The organism is Acinetobacter larvae, from assembly GCF_001704115.1.
Lineage (GTDB): Bacteria > Pseudomonadota > Gammaproteobacteria > Pseudomonadales > Moraxellaceae > Acinetobacter > Acinetobacter larvae.
Window position 1 is genome coordinate 2,528,086 of record NZ_CP016895.1, and the last position, 19,773, is coordinate 2,547,858.

Annotated in this window: 18 protein-coding genes and 1 other RNA gene; 10 read left to right on the forward strand and 9 right to left on the reverse strand. The window is 41.5% G+C overall.

What is annotated here, in order from left to right; genetic code table 11:
- Positions 1–16: 16 nt before the first annotated feature.
- Complete coding sequence (locus BFG52_RS11335) at positions 17–3,280, reverse strand: lytic transglycosylase (RefSeq protein ID WP_067556195.1); 3,264 nt, start codon at positions 3,278–3,280, stop codon at positions 17–19.
- A gap of 215 nt (positions 3,281–3,495) precedes the next feature.
- Here BFG52_RS11335 and dnaQ point away from each other — a divergent pair, with 215 nt between their 5' ends.
- Together dnaQ and nudC are read left to right on the forward strand one after the other, a co-directional pair.
- Positions 3,496–5,163 carry a DNA polymerase III subunit epsilon gene (gene dnaQ / locus BFG52_RS11340; protein ID WP_067556198.1) on the forward strand — a complete coding sequence of 556 codons (1,668 nt, stop codon included), beginning with the start codon at positions 3,496–3,498 and terminating at the stop codon, positions 5,161–5,163.
- 133 nt (positions 5,164–5,296) lie between these two features.
- The gene (gene nudC / locus BFG52_RS11345; protein ID WP_067556201.1) at positions 5,297–6,070 is read left to right on the forward strand and encodes an NAD(+) diphosphatase; all 774 of its coding nucleotides are present in this window, start codon (positions 5,297–5,299) and stop codon (positions 6,068–6,070) included.
- A gap of 1 nt (position 6,071) precedes the next feature.
- Here nudC and BFG52_RS11350 read toward each other — a convergent pair whose 3' ends face one another.
- The 3 genes from BFG52_RS11350 to BFG52_RS11360 all read right to left on the reverse strand — a co-directional run bounded on the left by BFG52_RS11350 (position 6,072) and on the right by BFG52_RS11360 (position 8,221).
- Entirely contained in the window at positions 6,072–7,016 is a 945-nt protein-coding gene (locus BFG52_RS11350; protein WP_067556204.1) for an alpha/beta hydrolase, read from the reverse strand.
- Positions 6,997–7,668, reverse strand: a complete 672-nt coding sequence (locus BFG52_RS11355; protein ID WP_067556207.1) for a BON domain-containing protein — start codon at positions 7,666–7,668, stop codon at positions 6,997–6,999. Before BFG52_RS11355 ends, BFG52_RS11350 begins: the two co-directional genes overlap by 20 nt.
- A gap of 67 nt (positions 7,669–7,735) precedes the next feature.
- Positions 7,736–8,221, reverse strand: a complete 486-nt coding sequence (locus BFG52_RS11360; RefSeq protein ID WP_081408694.1) for a YraN family protein — start codon at positions 8,219–8,221, stop codon at positions 7,736–7,738.
- Positions 8,222–8,699: 478 nt separating this feature from the next.
- Here BFG52_RS11360 and rsmI point away from each other — a divergent pair, with 478 nt between their 5' ends.
- Entirely contained in the window at positions 8,700–9,557 is an 858-nt protein-coding gene (gene rsmI / locus BFG52_RS11365) for a 16S rRNA (cytidine(1402)-2'-O)-methyltransferase (protein ID WP_067556210.1), read from the forward strand.
- Between the two features lie 110 nt (positions 9,558–9,667).
- Here the strand turns inward: rsmI and BFG52_RS11370 are convergent, their stop codons facing one another.
- The 5 genes from BFG52_RS11370 to BFG52_RS11390 all read right to left on the reverse strand — a co-directional run bounded on the left by BFG52_RS11370 (position 9,668) and on the right by BFG52_RS11390 (position 14,691).
- Complete coding sequence (locus tag BFG52_RS11370) at positions 9,668–9,910, reverse strand: hypothetical protein (RefSeq protein ID WP_067556213.1); 243 nt, start codon at positions 9,908–9,910, stop codon at positions 9,668–9,670.
- 168 nt (positions 9,911–10,078) lie between these two features.
- On the reverse strand, positions 10,079–11,311 hold the full coding sequence (locus tag BFG52_RS11375) for an FAD-dependent monooxygenase (protein WP_067556216.1): 1,233 nt from the start codon (positions 11,309–11,311) through the stop codon (positions 10,079–10,081).
- Positions 11,308–12,519, reverse strand: a complete 1,212-nt coding sequence (ubiH, locus tag BFG52_RS11380) for a 2-octaprenyl-6-methoxyphenyl hydroxylase (protein WP_067556219.1) — start codon at positions 12,517–12,519, stop codon at positions 11,308–11,310. Before ubiH ends, BFG52_RS11375 begins: the two co-directional genes overlap by 4 nt.
- A 42-nt stretch (positions 12,520–12,561) precedes the next feature.
- On the reverse strand, positions 12,562–13,893 hold the full coding sequence (locus BFG52_RS11385; protein ID WP_067556222.1) for an aminopeptidase P N-terminal domain-containing protein: 1,332 nt from the start codon (positions 13,891–13,893) through the stop codon (positions 12,562–12,564).
- A gap of 168 nt (positions 13,894–14,061) precedes the next feature.
- On the reverse strand, positions 14,062–14,691 hold the full coding sequence (locus BFG52_RS11390; protein WP_067556225.1) for a UPF0149 family protein: 630 nt from the start codon (positions 14,689–14,691) through the stop codon (positions 14,062–14,064).
- Positions 14,692–14,756: 65 nt separating this feature from the next.
- Here BFG52_RS11390 and BFG52_RS11395 point away from each other — a divergent pair, with 65 nt between their 5' ends.
- The 7 genes from BFG52_RS11395 to BFG52_RS11425 all read left to right on the forward strand — a co-directional run bounded on the left by BFG52_RS11395 (position 14,757) and on the right by BFG52_RS11425 (position 19,637).
- Positions 14,757–15,308, forward strand: coding sequence for a hypothetical protein (locus tag BFG52_RS11395; protein ID WP_067556228.1), 552 nt, complete (start codon positions 14,757–14,759; stop codon positions 15,306–15,308).
- Between the two features lie 2 nt (positions 15,309–15,310).
- Entirely contained in the window at positions 15,311–15,595 is a 285-nt protein-coding gene (locus BFG52_RS11400; protein WP_067556230.1) for a cell division protein ZapA, read from the forward strand.
- Positions 15,596–15,694: 99 nt separating this feature from the next.
- Positions 15,695–15,877: non-coding RNA, 6S RNA (gene ssrS / locus BFG52_RS11405), on the forward strand.
- Between the two features lie 142 nt (positions 15,878–16,019).
- Positions 16,020–17,369: a tyrosine-type recombinase/integrase gene (locus BFG52_RS11410; RefSeq protein ID WP_179946357.1), complete on the forward strand. Its 1,350-nt coding sequence runs from the start codon at positions 16,020–16,022 to the stop codon at positions 17,367–17,369.
- Positions 17,370–17,683: 314 nt separating this feature from the next.
- A complete protein-coding gene (locus BFG52_RS11415) occupies positions 17,684–18,034 on the forward strand; it encodes a hypothetical protein (RefSeq protein WP_067556235.1) in 351 nt (116 codons plus the stop codon).
- A 2-nt stretch (positions 18,035–18,036) separates the two neighbouring features.
- The gene (locus BFG52_RS11420) at positions 18,037–19,284 is read left to right on the forward strand and encodes a hypothetical protein (RefSeq protein WP_067556239.1); all 1,248 of its coding nucleotides are present in this window, start codon (positions 18,037–18,039) and stop codon (positions 19,282–19,284) included.
- Positions 19,284–19,637, forward strand: a complete 354-nt coding sequence (locus BFG52_RS11425) for a hypothetical protein (protein WP_067556242.1) — start codon at positions 19,284–19,286, stop codon at positions 19,635–19,637. Before BFG52_RS11420 ends, BFG52_RS11425 begins: the two co-directional genes overlap by 1 nt.
- The last annotated feature ends 136 nt before the right edge of the window (positions 19,638–19,773 follow it).

The window sequence follows — 19,773 nt, forward strand, 5'->3', positions numbered from 1 at the left end:
ATCGGCATAAAATAGGTTAGTTCGGTATCGTGATTACATCACCGATCTTCAGTGCAGCATTCGGCTTGATATTATTCATCTCAGCCAATTGCTGTACTTCAATCCCATGACGTGCAGCCAAACGAATTAATGAATCACCACTTTTTACTTTGTACTGCGTCGTGGTCTTAGGCAATAAAATGTTTTGACCACGGCGTAATTGGCTATTGGTTTTTAACTGATTGAGCTCTGCCAAGCTCTGTACACTTACACCAATGCGAGCGGCAATACTGGTCAATGATTCCCCTGCTTTGACCACATATTTTTCAGTATTTTTACTATTTACCACAGGCTTCGCACTCGTATTATTCACACTCGTCATACTGTTGTTGGCTGGAGTGCTACGCTCCGCTTTGCTGGCTACCGGCTCATTGCCTGCCGCAACTTTAATACGCTGACCGGGATGAATACTGGATTGAATGCTTAGATTATTCAATTCGGTTAAATCGGTAATCTGCATATTATATTTGGCAGAAATACTCGCCAAAGACTCGCCTGCCTTAATCACATGCGTTTGCGTACGTAGAGTAGTAGGCTGTGCTTTTTCAGTTTTCATATTTTTGCTGTTTGCCGTATTTTCGACCACTTCGCCCGTAAGTTTTAATTTTTGCCCGACAAATACTCCAGCATTGCTCGCAAGCCCATTCAATGCAGCCAAACGGCTCAACGGCAGATTAAAGCGATCAGCAATGGCCGTTAAACTATCACCGGGTTGCACAACATAATAATCCGGTGTTTTATTGTTCTTGGCTTGACGATCAGCGCCAGCATTGCTGTTGTTTGCACTATTATTACTGGCATTGTTCGTGGCAACTTCTTGCAATGGCACATTGAGCTTTTGGCCAACCAACAAGGGCTGAGAAACATCAACTTTGTCATTTAAACTGGCAAGCTCTTGCAATGATAAACCGTAACGATCGGCAATCATTTTAAAATACTCACCTCGTTTGACCGTATAGACTTTGGTTTTAATCTGTGGACGTTCAGGCGCGCGAGCAGTACTACTGTTTGAGTTGCTGCTGTTTGCGTTACTTGTGTTTTGGCTATGCGTATTGGTCGCATGATTACGTGGCTCTGCACTCGGCTGCAATTTGAGCTTCTGTCCCACAAATAAATTGCTGGTGACATTTAAATCATTATATTGCGCCAACTGTTGTACAGTTAAGCCAAATTGATTGGCTACACCAGTTAAGCTGTCATTGGGCTGTACTACATATTGACTCGGCTTGTCTGACGACTTATTGCTGACCGTATTACTTGTGGTATTACTCACACTTGCAACTGGCTTGGCATCATAAAGATATAAGGTTGTGCCTGCATATAGCGTGCCACTTGGATCAATTTGGTTCCATGCCGCAATATCACGCCAGTTGACGCCATTTTTAGTGGCAATAATCGCCAAGGTATCGCCAGCAACGACGATATACGTACTACGCTTACCTTTAGGCGGTGTAACCACAACATCATCAGCCGTTTTTTCAAATACCTTATTGCTATTCATTTTGGCTTCGATGGAATCACGTGGGGTATTCTCCGCAACGCTTTTTGGATAAGCAAAGGCTACACTGACATCTTTCCCTTGTTGCTCAGCCACCGATTGACTGGTTTGAATCGCCGTGAGCTTAATTTTGCCATCTAGTGGATCAACCACCTCGGTGCCTTTCGGTGCCAGTGCGGTCAGTTCTTTCACAACCTGTTCTTTTTCGGCAGCACTCACTTCAGGCTGTTGTAGTTTAGATGCTGCAATAAAACCAGCACTGATCTGATCACGTTCGCGTGCGCTAATCGGCGGTTCAGTGCGAATTGGTTGCACATTGCTTGCCGGAGTGACCGCAACAGGAATACGTGGTGCACTAGGGACAGCGGCATTATTGGCAAATGCTGCCAAGGCTTCTGCACCTTGTGGTGTACGCTGTAATGTCGTTGGTACGGTACTACTGGTGCTTATGCTGCCTGCCGCAGTGCTTGGCGTTGTACTTGGTGTTGCTGTCGGTTTGCTGCTTGTGGCTAAGGTCTGTGTGCTTGGTGTAGTCGTCATATAAGACGGCGTGCTATTGGGTTTCGCTGCTGCGGTGGTGGTGCTATTGCCAGGTGTCACCTGAATGACCACACCCGCCTGTGGCGTGCTGGTTGAGCTCGTAGTTGTAGTGACGGTGCTGTTATTATTATTTGCCCAATAGCCACTGGTACCCGTTTGCAAGGACTTCAATTTGGCATCAATGGTTGGATTTAAATCTGCTGGAATTAAAATTCGGCGCGGGCTTTCTGGATCAATCATTTCAGCACGATGCCCAGGGTTTAGCGCATAGAGTTCTGCACGACTTAAACCAGTAATACTACTGATTTGATTGAGTTGTGCACCGGCGGGTACCGTCACTTCTCTAAAGTGCGGGCGGTTGGCAATAGGCGGTAAACTCACACCATAACGCTTAGGCTCTTTGATAATCTGTGCAACAGCTAAAAAACGCGGCACATAGTTCATGGTTTCTTGTGGTAAGCGCAATGACCAATAATCTGTTGGTAAACCTGCAGCTTGGTTACGGTTAATTGCCTGTTGGATACGACCAGGGCCGGCATTATAGGCAGCCAGTGCCAATTCCCAAGAACCAAATTGATTATATAAACTTCCGAGGAACTCATAGGCTGCGCGGGTTGATTCAACAACATCGCGACGACCATCATATTGACTGGTTTGTCTTAAACCATAAATACGCCCAGTAGATGGGATAAACTGCCATAAACCCGCTGCAGCAGCACTACTGGTCGCCGCAGGATCATATGAACTTTCAATAATCGGTAATAACGCTAACTCTGTCGGCATACCACGGCGTTCAGCTTCTTTTACCGTGTAATATAAATAACGCGATGCGCGTGCACTCAATCGATCGAGATAAGGTTGACGTGAAATAAACCAGCTCCGCTGTGCATCGATCCGTGCATCCCAATGATTGGTATCCATTTTAAAACCAACGGTCATTCGCTTCCAGACATCACCATGTTTTAAAATTTGTAGGCGATCCCCTTCAACTGCGCGCATATCTGTGGCAAATAATAAATCTTCTAAGGAGTTCAGGCTGTTAGCATCTAATAATCCACTGGGTTGTTGGCTCACTGTCGTTGTTGTTGGTGTCGTTGAGCATCCAGTGCTAAGCATTACAGCTGTAAGAGCAGAAGCAAGTATAGATAATTTAAATATAATGTGTGCAGTAGGCTGAGACACTACTGAGCTAGGTTTATACATATAAGGTTCCGTACAACACGCGTCAATTATTTTCTCTGTGACATTTTAGAGTAGCGTAATGCTTAAACAAGGCAATCATTTCATGTCAATTGCATATAAATGTTACAAAAAATTAAAATAATTTCGGTTCATGCTCTGAATGGGTTTATTTGCGTATACAATAAATTCTACGTTGATTGTGATCAACCCTAATTTTTATCGCATTGGTTCAAAATATGTCTGAAAAAATCGTACTTTATGTTGATGGCGCTTGCCGAGGTAATCCAGGGCTTGGCGGATGGGGTGCGCTCATTCTAACACCAGAGCAACAACATGAGCTATGTGGTGGTGCCCTACAGACCACCAATAACCGTATGGAACTACAGGCTGCGATCGAAGGTATTCAATACTGTGCTGCCGATGCCCAGTTGGTGATTTGGACCGATTCTAACTATGTAAAACGCGGTATTACAGAATGGATTAGCAGTTGGAAAAATAAAAACTGGAAAAATGTAAAAAACCCAGAACTTTGGCAACAGCTTGACCAAGTTTGCCAAGGTCGTGATATCGAATGGAATTGGGTCAAGGGACATGCCGGTCATGCTGGCAACGAAACGGCTGACCGTTTAGCCAATCAAGGCGCAGACTTAGCCGCTGCCGCAGCCCAATCTGCAAGCCCAAACCCAATCTTAACAGCGCAAAACAGCACAGCCATGACCGCAGCAATACAACAGCGCTATGCTTTCAACCCAGTACAGGCTGTACCAACGCCCGCTTCAGCAGCAGAAGCAACAAAAACAACAGACAAAAAAAAAATTGAAAATGACTGGTTATTAGATGATCCTTTTGGCTTTGATTTACTCGACAATGACGCTATAGCTGAATCAACAGCGGATACAATTGCCGCAGAAACGCCAGCTACAGAGATAGCGGCAGAAAAAGCAAGCACGACACTTGCCACAGCGACAGCTCACGCAGTAACAGCAACAGCAGAGCCCACGGAACAGACCGACTCAGACTCAGACTCAGACTCAGACTCAGCAGCATCGTTTGAAACAGAATCTTCTTCAAGTCATTTAGCTGTGCCTACAGCAGCAAGTCAGGAGACAACTGACATCGGTCAAATGACGACGGACAACAGTGACATCCATCCAGCCATTCATATCACAGCAGCCAACATCAGTTTGGACGGTCCACGTCAGCTCATTCTCGATACCGAAACCACTGGTTTTTATTATCAAGATGGCGATCGTATTATTGAGATTGGCGCCATTGAAATGATTAACCGTAAGTTAACGGGTAGCTCTATTCACATCTATATTCAGCCTGACAAAGCTGTCGGTGATTCAGTCAATGTGCATGGTATTAGCGATGAATTTTTGGTGGGTAAACCACGTTTTGCAGAAATCGCCCAAACCGCATTTGCATACCTCAAGGGCGCCGAGATTATTGCCCACAATGCCAGCTTCGATATGAACTTCCTAGATGCAGAGTTTCAACGTTGTAAACTCCCTGCATTATCAAGCGTATGCGAAGTTGTTGACACCCTCGCAATGGCAAAACACAAACATCCTGGGCAAAAAAACTCTCTAGATGCTTTGGTACGTCGTTACGATATTATTCAGCGTGACCGTACCTTCCACGGCGCTTTACTGGATGCCGAAATTCTAGCAGATGTCTATCTGGCTATGACGGGTGGTCAGGTCGCTTTTGATATTGATGCCCTAAGCCAAACTGAGCATGACCATGAACATGGTCAGCAGCAGACCAGTTATAGCCAATACCAGTTGGCTTATATTGCACCTTCTGCGGAAGAACTTGCTGCACATCAACAATGGATGGAGAAATACCAAGAAAAAAATGACAAAGCTTGTTTATTTGCACAAAATAGCCATAACAGCTAAAGCAGCCGATGCAGTACGAGAAATCCCGATCTCGTTATAAAGCATAAATCGTGTACTTTCACTTGAGCGTGATTGCAACACGATTTATGCTAGTCACCGCCTCACTTAAAAATACTGATATACATGGTTTATTATGTCTGAACTCGCCGTCGCCTATATTTTTCATCACCATCAATTATTAGTCGATCATAACTTACAACTTCCGCGTCTGCTCGAGTTTGACCCGAATCAATTCTTAAGCACGGGTGATCGTGTCATTGCCCGGGACTTACTTGATCTAGAACCGATTCCTGAAGGCTACCAACTCGTTCCCATTCGACAGTTAATCTCACAATGGACCAAAACAGAGTTTGAACAAGCCAGCCGTGCCGTACAGCTATTAGAATGGCGTCGTAACCACCGTTTTTGTAGTCATTGTGGTTATGAAACCCATGTACATAAACGTGAATACGCCATGGTCTGCCCCAATTGTCGCTATCACCAATATCCGCGTGTGCAACCTTGTGTCATTACTGTGATCACGCGTGGAGAAGATGAAATTTTATTAGCCAAAAATGCCAAAGCCAGCAATAACATCTATGGGCTCATCGCGGGCTATGTTGAGGTTGGCGAAACACTGGAAGAAGCTGTACAACGCGAAACCTTTGAGGAAGTCGGATTAAAACTAAAAAATATTCGATATTTAGCCAGCCAACCCTGGCCATTCCCCAGCAATCTCATGCTTGCCTTTCAAGCTGAATATGACTCAGGTGAAATCAAGCTACAACGTGATGAGATCAGTGATGCACGCTTCTTCAAATTTAACCATCTTCCGACTATTCCTGTCGCTGGCAGTATTGCACATGCCATGATTGAACATGTGCTACACGGGCACGCACAATGGCAAAGCAGTCACAGTAAAAATTAAGCTAAGCCGATTTTTTATCGCTAGCTTGGTCATTGAATAATGCAAAACTTTCATCTAAAGCGGCAATAACACGTTGTTGGGTATTGAAAAATCGTGAAAAAATGCTCGCCATACTGCCCATAATCGTGACATGTCCAGTATGTGCAATCTGCTGTAACTGACAATGATTTTGTTGTGCCAACAACTGTTGTTGCATGTCATAGCTGTTTTGTGCCGCCACCACGCGATCATAGGGGGCAAGCAACAAATAATGCCGTGCTTGATGCGGACGTACAAAATAATAAGGCATCACCTGTTGATAGGATACCTGCTGATCAAATGCATCCTCAGCTAATCGGTCACCGACATAATCAAAATGATAAGGTCCAGCTATTCCGATCACTGCTGCAATATGTGCTTGAAAATCAGCATCTTGATAACGTGGATGATAAAGCAAGCTCATGCAGTTAAACGCCCCGGCGGAATGTCCCAATAATGCCAGACGCTCGGCAGCGATAGCATACTGTTGCTGTTTATCTTGAAGATAGCGAATAGCCAAAGCCAGATCGTCGACATAACTTGGAAATTTATGCTGCGGTGCCAATTGATAATCGATGATTGCCACATCATAACCATGGCGGGTTAAGGCTTCAGCAACAAAGATATAGTCTTGACGGCTGCCATGTTGCCATGCCCCACCATAAACAAAGATCACTAACCCTTTGGCTTGGCGTTGACCATGGTGTTGCGACACATTGTTACTCAAATATAAATCTAAGCGTTGCCGTGCCTTAAAACCATAAGCAATATTCTGCTGTACTTGATAATGTCCTGCTGCACTGAATTTATTTAATGCCACACGGGCTAAATCATAGGCTCTAAAGTTTTGCTTCAAACGTTTCAGTTTAGCGACTTGAAGCAAAACTTGCCGACGGACTTGATCGGGCTTAAGGTTGAATTTGAGCATTCGGTGCTGTTTCTATATTGGTATTTGGATCAATTGCATAAGGCGTTTGTACTTGTGGTTGGACGTCAACAGCGGTTGCTTGTTGCGTGTTATCGACCAAAGTTACGATCTTGGTGACATTCCCCACTTTTTGTAGGACATCATTGAGATCGGTAATCTCAGCATTGTTTAAACGTCCCATCACATACAGCACACCATCCTCGGTATGTAACAGCACCTTACTGTCCGAAATAACGGGAGCTTTCATCACTAAACCGCGCGTATTTGCTGTTACAGTGGTATCTTGCATAATGGTGCTATAACCGATCTGCGGTCCAACCGTAATATAGTTATGTACGGTTTTCACATCGCTCATGGAGCGTACATTATCTTCTGCCAACTGTTTCAAATGCTCATCCGGCACTTGTCCAGTTAAAAGTACATTACTGTGGAAACTATTGATATTCACCCGCGACTGCTTAAAACGCGTATCGAGTTTATACAGGTTAATTTTAGCGGTACGTTGAATAGAATTGTCTATAAATACTTGACCTAATGATCGAACACCACTTTCAGTCCCTACAGGTTGAGTTCCTGTACCGCCTGAAATGAAGCTCGTACATCCAGATAAACTAGCAACACAAATTAGTGCTATCGCAATCGGCTTAAACACGCAGTTCGACTCCTAAATATTCTAATAAACGTAATTTTCGATCATTACTGTCATAAAGTGCTGTATCTCAACACAGATTAATCAAGTCCGCATCTAAAGTAAATGCGTTTTCAATCCAGCATAAATCATATGTACGCTTGGCAAAGCGATACTGTACATTTTTTGCAATTTCTTTCGATAAATCAAAACAAATCAGATCAAAACGTACATTATATTCTCCATATTTAGGGTACTGCGCTAAAAAAGATAAGGCTGTCTTATATATTTTTATTTGCTTACGATCATTAAGCATTTCACATGCCGCACCAAATCCATCTGTAGAACGAGCTTTTACTTCAACACATACTAATTGATCGGCACGACACATGATCAAATCGATTTCACCATAACGGCTATGATAGTTGCGTTGCAACATGTGATAACCCTGCAATTGTAAATACTCAGCAGCACACTGTTCTGACCACTGTGCCAATGAGGGCACGATTGCAGCTGTAACGACTTGCTGCGCTGGGGCTCGATCAGAGCTTGACGAACGTTTGGATAATTTTGTCATCGACTAGACTCCGCTACTACAACATCACAATGCCTCATCAGTACCCAAAGGGATCTATTATCAAGCAAGCTGAATACTGATCGCACTGAATACCAAGAGCGCTTAAGGTTTGACTTCCGACATTCACCCCAATAGCCCCCAATACACCTAATCCCTAATACTCAATCCCTAATACTCAATACCTAATACCGATACTCATCAATCACGACCGGCAGTGCTTACCTTACAAGGCATGATTCAGCGGTGGTGCAATATTCATCGGTAATGAAATATCCACTGCGAGATATCATCAAAACACTGCATAAATTCTGGCTTAATGCCTGTAAATCATGCAGATTGCCTAGAAGTTTCTCGCCATTGCAGTCGAATCGGGTAGAATAACGGCTTTATGGATTACAAACGCGCGCTCATTTTTGCTCAGCATAGACGCTTTGATTTGTAATCGTGTAGTGGTTTAGATGAAGTATGGAGAGGATTTATGAGTGCCCAGTTATTTGTCGTTGCAACCCCTATCGGGCACTTAGACGATATGACTTTCCGCGCAGTGCAGGTGTTAAAATCTGTCGATTTAATTGCAGCCGAAGACACACGACAATCTGCACAACTGATGAAACATTATCAAATAGATACGCCACTGACTGCTTGCCACGACCACAATGAATCTAGTGTGATTCAACAACTCATTGAAAAACTCAAACAAGGACAAGATATTGCTTTAGTAAGTGATGCTGGCACACCATTAATCAGTGATCCGGGTTTTAAACTGGTGCGTGCCGCACAAGAAAACAATATTCGTGTGATTCCTATTCCTGGTGCATGTGCGGCAATAGCAGCACTCAGTAGTGTCGGCTTACCCAGTGACCATTTCCGTTTTGAGGGTTTTCTTGCTGCAAAAGCTTCACAACGTTTACAGCAATTAGAACAATTACAACAGCAGCCCCACACGATGATTTTTTATGAAGCCCCACATCGTATCTTGGCATGTCTCAAAGATATGTGTCAGGTTTTTGGTGAGGATCGTCGTGTCGGCTTAGCGCGCGAAATTACCAAGACTTTTGAAACCATTAAACAAATGACTTTAGGTGAACTCTATCAGTTTGTGAGCAATGATCCACATCAGCAAAAAGGTGAAATTGTGTTGGTTGTTGCAGGCTTAACCCAACCGGTAGCCGTTACAGATGATGCGCTTGATCAACTATTAGGACGTTTAAGACAAGACCTGTCAGTCAAAGCAGCAGCACAATTAGCAGCAGACTTATTGGGAGTTAAAAAGAAAATAGCCTATCAACGTGCTTTAGAACTCGATCAAAATAGCCCAGATCAAGCAGAAGATTAAAGCTGAAAGCTTTCTCCGGCCCAATACTGTGACCGGCTGTGGTTAAAATGTCGTCGGCGCGGTGAAAAAGTTAAAGGGCTATCGAGATAGCCCTGATAGCATATGCACGCTTAGTTAGACTCTTCCGAAGGAACTTGGGTAATTTGCCCACCTTTCGCCAAAAATGCAGCAATTTCATCTTCTAGAGCTTGGCGTTGCCGTTGTTTTGCCGTTACCGTCAAGCTTTCAGCCTCTGCTAAATCGGCATCAGAGAGTGCAGGCTCACTATCTGATGCGCCTTTCTCAGCGGCTTTGGCTTCGTCATCATCGACACTGCTTTCTTCATTTTCATCGTAATCATTTACATCAGTCATCTTAAACTCCCCAGCAATACTTTTGCCTATAATATAGGTGTTGATTTAACGAGAAATTTATCAAGCTCTCTGATTTTCGACTAGAGTCTAAGACAACAAAAACGTGTTTTTTTTAATCAAATTAGTAAAAATTTTTAATCGACTGCTCAAAAAATAACACCAAGCATCTTATGGCGCATAGCGTGTATTTTCTAGAGCATACAGACCATCCGCTCGCGACATAAATAAATCTTTTAGCAGAGGCTGTTGTTCCACACATTTTAATCCTGCATTACGTGCCCAAATAATAGGAAAAAATGCCTGACGCTCTAACCAACCAATACCCGACATACTATGCATCATTATCTCATTCTGCCCTTTACGTAAGTGCTGATAACGCTGTAAAGTCTGTGGATATGCCCAAGCACCACGCTGTAAATCATGTAACAAACAATCACACAATACAGCGGCATCTAAACAGCCAATATTGACACCTTGCCCCGCTAATGGATGAATCACATGGGCGGCATCCCCAAGCAGAGCCAAACCATCTTGTACATAATGCTGTGCATGGCGTGCTTTTAGTGGAAATTGTACTCGTGCCGTTGCCGCCAGCACAGGTCCAAGCATATGTTGACTTGCCTGCGTGAGACATTGCAGGAATTTTGCATCATCATAACGCGCATATTCAGCGGCATAGTCATCTGGCAAAGTCCAGACAATAGAAAGCCAATGTTGATCTTCTGCAGAAATAAGACTTTGCATCGGCAAAAATGCCAATGGACCAGTCTCAAGGAAAATTTGCCGCGCAACAAACTGATGTGGCGCTGTGGTCTGAATGGCACACGTTAAGCCAGCTTGCTGATAATCCAAGACCGCCAAATCAATCATAGCTTGTTGACGCACAAATGAATTGGCACCATCAGCGCCAATGAGCAATTTCGTGCGCAGTTCCGTGCCATCAAGCAATACCACCAACCAACCATGATTAATTTTTTCAATACGCTGCACCCGCACCTGACTACGGTAGTCGCTTAACTGATGTTGCATCTTTTGCTGAATAGCCAGATTTAACAGGCTCGGTTCAACCATCGCCCCAAGACTGTGTTGGAGATGGGGACGCTGCGCGCTGGCTTGACCAAAATGAATGTCACCATAACCATTTTTATTCCACACTTGCATACCGGTATAGGGCATGAAACGTTGTACCGAAGACCAGACGTCAACGCGTTGTAATAGGTGTAGCGTTGCTCGGTTTAAGGCCAAAACACGTGGATTACTTTCAGCCAATATCGTTGCTTCATCTAAAATAGGCGCAGCATCAAGTACTGTGGCTTGCACCCCACCTTGAGCAAGTAATAACGCGGTTAATCCTCCAACCAGCCCACCACCGACAATGACCACATCTAACATTTCACTCATGCTTTTAGCCCCATCGCGTAGTTGGCCAATAATGGTTTTACACCAGGAATCAAGTCGAAAGCCAATAATCCAGTATTTCTAAGTACTTTTAATACTGGATTTTGATTGGAAAAACCGCGCACTACGCTATCACAAAATTTAATCACACGACGTTGATCGGTTAAACGTGCTTGTGCATAGGCGTGTAACATTGCTGGATCACCTATGTCTTGTTGGCTTTGTAATTGTTCAGCGATATATCGTACCAATACATCTGCATCTCGCAGACAAAGATTAAAACCTTGTCCTGCTACTGGATGAATGGTATGTGCCGCATTGCCCATCAACACCACACGCCCAACTGCCTGACGCTCAGCCAAAACTTGCGACAAAGGGAAGCTTGAGCGTTTACCTGTTTTGACAAACTTACCAGCACGGTCGCCATAGGTCTGTTGTAATGCATCGAGAAAATGCTGATCGTTCTCTTCACCCAACCATTGCTGTTCAGTACCTTTGGCAACCGGCCAGACCACTGAACGGCGATACTCTCCAGGTAATGGCAATAAAGCCAAAGGTCCTTGCGGGCTAAAACGCTCAAAACCAATATTATGATGTGCTTTACTGGTCTCTACAGCGGTCACTAAAGCCACTTGATCATAATCATGCACAGAGACCGATATTCCTAAGGCTTGACGACAAACTGAGTCACGACCATCGGCAGCTATGAGTAAATCGCTGTCCAAGGATAAAGCTTGTTGATCTGCACGCACAGCTTCAATATAAACTTTATCATGATCTTGACACAGCCCCTGCACCGTTACGCCATCAATCAGCTCAATCCCAGCATGCGCACGAACCTGCTGTAATAACACCCGCCCTAACCAAGCATTTTCAATCACTTGACCAAAACTTTCGACTTTTTCTTGCTCAGCCAATAATCGTGCTTTACCAAAACTACCTTGTTCGGTAATTTGCACTTCAAGAATGGGCGCTGCATGCTGTTGTAAGGCTTCCCACAGATTTAAGTTTTGATAAATTTGTACGCTACGACGCGATAACGCTGTATTCCGTGCATCAAAACTCGAGTGATAAGGTACAGGCTCTTGGGTATTTAATGTTGGATACTGAATTGCTTCCAATATCTTGACGGATATATTGGCTTTAGCCAACATCAAGGCCAGACTCAATCCCACCATGCCACCGCCGACAATAATAACTTGTTGTTGCACCTTCAACACTCCTCCGCCGAGCCGATTGCTCGCGCTTTGATTCTAGCATGTGGCTGCTTTATGCTGCGCCATCAATTGTTCAATTTCATCAATACTTTTAGCAACTTGATCGGTTAATACTCGCGGACCTTGAGCCGTAACCAAGACATCGTCTTCAATGCGAATACCAATACCACGCCATTTTGCATCGACTGTTTCATCATCTTCAGCAATATAAAGACCAGGCTCAATCGTCAAAACCATTCCCGCTTCTAATCGACGCGATTCACCCTGCTGCTTATAAGCACCAACATCATGCACATCAATGCCTAACCAATGCCCGGTACCATGCATATAAAAACGGCGATAGGCTTCATCTTCAATCAATGTATCGATATCACCGTGTAATAAACCGAGCGTGACTAAACCTTTCACCAAGATTTCAACCACCACTTGATGCGGAGCATGATAATGTGCACCGACTTGTACCGCAGCAATGGCTGCTAACTGTGCATCTAAAACCAATTGATATAAAGCTTTTTGTGCTGGGCTAAACTTACCATTTACAGGGAAAGTACGCGTGATATCGGCGGCATAATATGCATATTCACAACCAGCATCGATTAAAACTAAATCACCATCATTTAAAACTTGATCATTTTCAACATAATGTAAAATGCAAGCATTAGCCCCACCGCCCACAATACTGGTATATGCGGGTACGCAGCCTGCCTGAGCAAAAATATAATTCAATTCAGCTTCCAAAGCATATTCCATCATGCCGGGTCGGACCTGTTGCATAGCGCGTTGATGTGCACGCACACTAATTGCTGCGGCTGTTTCCATGCAGGCAATTTCATCTGCCGATTTGATCACCCGCATCTCATCAACAATTTCATCTAATTGTCTTAACTGTTTAGGTACTGCGGCAGGCGTATATTGTTCAGCAGTTTGTCTCAGCCAATCTGTGACTTTATGATCAAAATCTCTGCGTTGCCCAATACGATAATAAAGCTGCTCTTTGGCTTGCAACATCTCAATGATATTTTCATCTAAAAATTCAATTGCATAAGCTTCATGTGCAGCATAATCTGCCAATGCACCCGCTGTCCCTGCCCGACGACCATTCCAAATTTCCATTTCATGATGGCGCTCACGACAAAATAATGTATAACAGTACTGTTCAGCTGTATCGAAGGTCTCAATGACAGCAACAGCCTCAGGTTCAGTAAAACCGGTCAGATAATAAAAACTACTATCCCCCCGATATTTATAATCAGCATCACGATTACGCATCGCCACCGGGCTGGTTTCAATCACTGCAATACAATTAGCACCCATCATCTGTGCCAAACGATCACGCCGCTGTTCAAAAATATCTTGGGAAAATTTCATGATGTATTAATCGACCACAAATCAGATGAATTCAATATATGTAAAATCATGCCATCAGGCAAAAGTCTTTGTTTAGCATTGCAGCAATTGATCACAGATCAAGCCACTACAATGCCTATTTGGCTCCAGTTTAAATATTGCAACTGCAATGAGATAAATTGCAGTATGCTAACTGGGACGATCAGGTGTATACATTTCTACGACTTCGCTAGCAGCATGCTCTGGCAATTTATTTGCAGCCATACGCATATGATTCAACAAAGTACTTTGGTCAACTGCAACTTTTTGCCGTCCAACCGACAATGATGCAGGTACTAAACGTACAAATTCGAGCAGTTCCTGATAACTTAACTCACCTTCTTCATCATCATCGTCATCGGCAAATTCAACAGCTGCAACATCTTGCAAGTGTTCAATCCACTCCTGTTCATCACGGCGAATATGCCCCGATGCCAAACCAAAACCGAGCACAACACCAGCACACCAATCGGCTAACGCTTGTACACGCTCTGCAAGACCATGTTCATCATCTGGTAAAATCGGAAAAAAATCATAATCTTCTTCAGCAAATAAATGTGCCAAATCCTCAGCTTCTTCTGTCAACAAACGCAAGGCTTCATCCGGAAGACTTGGAATATTTAAACTTGCTAAAATCATTTGCCATTGTTCAGCACTCGGTGCATCGGTTACACAGAGAATTCCCGTTAATAATCCATGGAGCTCACTTGGACCACTAAGCTCATCAATAGTAGAAAAATTTTGTTGCCATTGTGTCCAACCAGAAATATCGTCTTGCATTCGTTTTTCCAACCTCTATACTTCTCTATATATTAACGTTGATTATGACTCTGTGCGACCATCTTATGTTAGAACAATTAAAGTGTCTTCAAACGCATATTGAAGTATTAAAAACACGACTTGGGCATTTAGACAGTGAAAACCAATCATTGCTCAAAGACAAAGCCAGCAGTGAACAACAGTCTGCTGCCCAAATCATGCAAAAAAATAGCATTATTACGCAGAAGCAAGATCAAATCGAAGAGCTCACTGAGAGTCTCGCCAAGCTTAAAGCTCAGCACCAACAACTCAATCATGATGCCACAGCACTTGCTGAACGTTATAGCCGTTTAGAAAAAAGTTGTACCGATTTGAAAAACCGCTTCCAAGAAATTTTAGCTGAACGTAATAGTTTAAGAACTTTAAAAGAACAATTACTGCATGAACAACAACAAGCACAGCGACAAATTGCTGAGTTGCAACAAGATCGCGAACGCTTAGCTCAAAAAAATGATCAAGCTAAAAATAAAGTTGAAGCCATTATCCAACGCTTAGCCATTTTAGGCACAGAACAAGATCATCATGCGCAAGAAATTCAACAGCTTGCACATCCAACAGAATCTCATGAGGAAGTATAAGCATGTCTGATGTCGTTACGGTAGAGCTCCGCCTAATCGAACAAACTTTTCGTCTGGCAACTTCTGCCGAGAAAAAAGCAGATCTTGAACGTGCCGGTCAACTATTAAATGAGAAATTCCAAGAATTTCGCCGTAAAGCACCCAATGTTGAACATAATAAACTGGTTATCATGGTGGGCTTAGAATTGATGCAGGAAGTTTTAAGCATGAATCGCTCACTACAAGAATATTCTCATTGCGAGCGCTTGTTAGCCGATATTATTGATGATGTAGAAAAAATCATTTAAATGATTTTTGTTTGTACGATCAGTTAATGATTCCATCATTTTTATGCTCTGAATCAAGATTATCGATTTGCTAATACAGCGAGTTTGGTTATACTCAATATAACTCTGGGATGTACGCCAGTGGGTCAAATTCCCCTGAGCCGATATCTACATCTTAGGATGCGATCTGTGTGTTTAGAGTGTATGCCTACCTCGAGTAGGAAACCCAGCAAATACACGTCGTGTCCACCTTGAACTTTAGGGTTCAAGGGTAATGACATACAGCGGCATCCTGGAGCTATATTTTTTATAATAAAAACAATAACTTGAATTAAATAAGTATTTCGCAAAAATATACTTCTTGCTTAATTTCTCAATAAATATACCATTAATAGACCGCAAAAATCTTGCTATGTATCGCTTCGTATTGCTACGGGTTGTTAAAATGCCTCATGAGAAACTAACTAAAACTTTTATTGATTCTATAGATTTATCACCAACAAAGCAGATTCTGTATAGAGATACTGTCACTATTGGCTTTGGTATATGCGTTGGTGGTGTTAAAAGTTATTTTGTAGAAAAGAAAATGCCAAACGGCAAACCTAAACGTAAGGTTATCGGCAAGCATGGTGTATATACACTTGAGCAAGCACGCACAATTGCCAAGCAACTACTCATTGATATGGATAATGGTATAGACCCTGTTGAAGAAAAAAGAAAGGCTAAGGCAGATACAATTGCCCAAGATAATCTAGAAAAGTCTATTCCGAGTCTATTTGAAGCTTTTGAAAACTACAAAGCCAACAAGGAACTTGCAGAAAGAACTTTATTATCATATACGAATTGCATAGAAAATTATTTTGTCGACTGGAAAGATTTAAAAATTACCAAGCTCACTGAAAAAATGGTGCGCGACAAACATAAAATAATTTCAGATTCGACATCAGGTAAGGCTCAAGCCAACTTAAGCATGAAGTTATTATCAGCTCTCTTTAATTATTCAAAAAAATACTACATTGATGATTCTGGTAAAAATATAATCACATCTGATAACCCAGTAAAAATTCTCTATGAATTGAAATCATGGAATAAAGTTAAACGTAGAAAAACTTATATTCGTGCAGATCAGCAATCTGACTGGGCTATGGCTGTTGCAACAACGCAATGGGTCGGTCACCAAAATAATGATATGTTCGCCTATACCAATCTGGATTTCTTGTTTTTAATCGCTTTAACTGGCTTTCGCCGTGATGAAGCCGAGCGGATCGAATGGTCCAAGGTAGATTTGAAATATGGCACCATTACTGTTACTGACACTAAAAATGGCGAGGATTTAACTTTGCCAATCGGCGATACCCTGCTGCATATTTTAAAAGAACGTAAAAAGCGCTCAACCTCTAAATATGTTTTCCCTGGACGTAATGCTGATTCACACCTAACTGATCGGCGTATTGCTAGAGCCAAGGTGGCTGAGAAATCAGGCATAACGTTCACCTATCACGATCTACGCCGTACATTTAGTTCAATCGCGAATAGTCTAGCCATCGGCAGCTATACCATTAAGCGCCTAATTAACCATACCGTCGAAGATAACTCGCATGACGTAACCGATGGTTATGTTCAGGTTCCATTTGATGATTTACGCAAAGCAATGAATATGATTGAAGATGTCGTTTTGCCCGAACAAGTAAAGGTCTTAATCGAGAATAGGCTTTATATCAAAGATGGTGAAACACGGAATGCGCAACAATATTGGGATGACCATGTGAACAAACTGGTAGCTTCATTTGGTTGACAAATCCCATTTTTAGTCCTAAGTCTTGGTTGACAAATTAGATATTTAGTCTTAATTCAAGTTTTAGTATCAAATTTCCGAGTAAGTTGATGTCGGCAATACCGACATTAGGTCAGCGTAAACTCTCGCTGACCTTGATTTACTCAGACTACGCCTTGCTCAATCGCCGTGCATCAGCTTCATGCTTGTCAGTCTCAACAATGGTGTCATCCTCTATTGGTATAACATAAATAAAAGTCATACGAATTAGTGAGATGAACTGGTCATTTTTTGTGTACTATAAAAAATAGAGCAATAAATAGAAGGATAATACTATGGCAGGCGGATCGCAGATCATTATTGATGAAAATGGGATTACCATCATCACTCCTCGAAAATTTGAGGTAAAAGCTGGACAGCATGTTTTTGAGGGAGGAGAAAAAGTTAACATCCCTGCTATTCAGCTTCCTGTTCTAGGAGATACAAACAAATATAATTTGAGGTATCTAATGAAAGATAAAAATGGTGTTATTTTTTCTAATCACAAATATGCAGCATTTTTACCCAATGGAAATATTGTAGAAGGTGTTACAGATGATAAAGGATATACTGAATTCTTTGAAACAGTCCAATCAGATGATATAGAAATACATTTATTCAAAAATGAACAAATTGATATTAAATAATTATGAAAGCTTATTATCCATACGTTGTATTAAAAACAAATGTTGATATAAAATACTTAAAGTATAGTTTCCAAATATACAACTCAGTTACTAACAAAGTAGTATCTAGTTTCCCTTTGCCACCCAAGCTACCAACGAGCAATAACTTTAAAAAAGTTGGAGCAAATTTATATAAAACTGAACATATAAAATTAGATAATACTCAAATAAATGAAAAGTCTATAGGAGACTACGTAATAAATTTTAAGCTCTATAAGTTAAGTCTTTCAGGAAAAGAGTTACTCGTATGGGATAGTGTTATCCCCGAAAGAGTAGATAATTATTCAACACCAGCCTTTAACGCCGCAATTAAACCAGTTGAATTTAATACAACAACTTTCCCCACACAGGTTGTACTTGATGGAGATCTTAAAAACACCATTGAATTAAGTCTGAATAAAAATAGAATTTTTCAATGTATTGATCCTGGATGTCGACCCGGTGAACCTAAAGACCCTTTTACTAAAAAGCAAATAGAAGCTGGATTACAAGCAAGGTTAAATAATCCTTTTCCAGTTCAAGATCGTACCTCCTTATGTGGTCCAGCAGCATACTTTTTTTGCTTGGTTAACTTAAGTCCATCAAGCTATAAGATGGCTGTAAAGCGTTTATGGGAAACTGGAAAAGCAGATATAGGAAAATTATCCATAAAACCATTTAACGATGGATGTAGACGAGTTAGAAATTTTTATAACAAAAATGGTCAACCTAAAATTCCTCCTATAGATTGGATTACTTTAGCAAGTTTACGAGAATCAGAAAATATACTGCTGAAACTAAATGATCCTGATCAGGAAATTGCAGGCATAACAACATGGGGGGACTTATTTAACTGGTTTAAGAAATCTAACTTTAGAGGCTTGAAAAAGTATCCTTTCTACGGAAATGGATATAATACAATATTAATTGATGAAATTAATAAGTATGCAGGTCAAGACTATTATGTTGTTTCATTAATATCTGCAAGTATTTTAAGAGGCGGAGGAAGTTCTGGAACAAAACTACCTGATCATTGGATTGTTTGGACTGACCAACTTAGAGATACACAAGGTATCCCTATAAAAGCTTTGACAGAACCATTTAATACAAAAGTTAAATTAAAAATGTTTTCATGGGGAGATCATGAACAATTACTGAAAGATGATATCTCATATTACAAATTCATGAAAAATTTATTTTTTTCATTTATAGTTAAAAAGGAAAATTTTTAATGCGTAAAATATATTTATTTACAATAATATTTTCAATCTTTTTATATGGTTGTGGACGTAAATATGAAATACACCCCCTTGAATTACCTAATGCTTACACAGGGAAGTCATACAGCCAAACTGTAACCATATCAGGCGGAAAGGTTATAGATAAAAACTTTATTTTAAAAACAAATTTTCCCGAAGATATGGGATTAAAAATTCAGACAGTTAACGATCTCGATGGATATAATGTTTTTAAAATTGAAGGTATACCAAAATATAAAGGTAACTATATTGTAACCGTCTATGCTGAATTTTTTGGCGGTGGCAATAATGAAATTAAAAAAACGTATAAATTTACAGTTGAATGATAGAAAATATATTTTACAAGTTCTAATATTAATCAAGAACTCCTAAAATCTACATAACAAATTTTATATGAAGAGGCTGTCCCATTAACTCAATGGGGCGGCTTTTTGTTTAAGTCATCTTCATTTTCACCATATT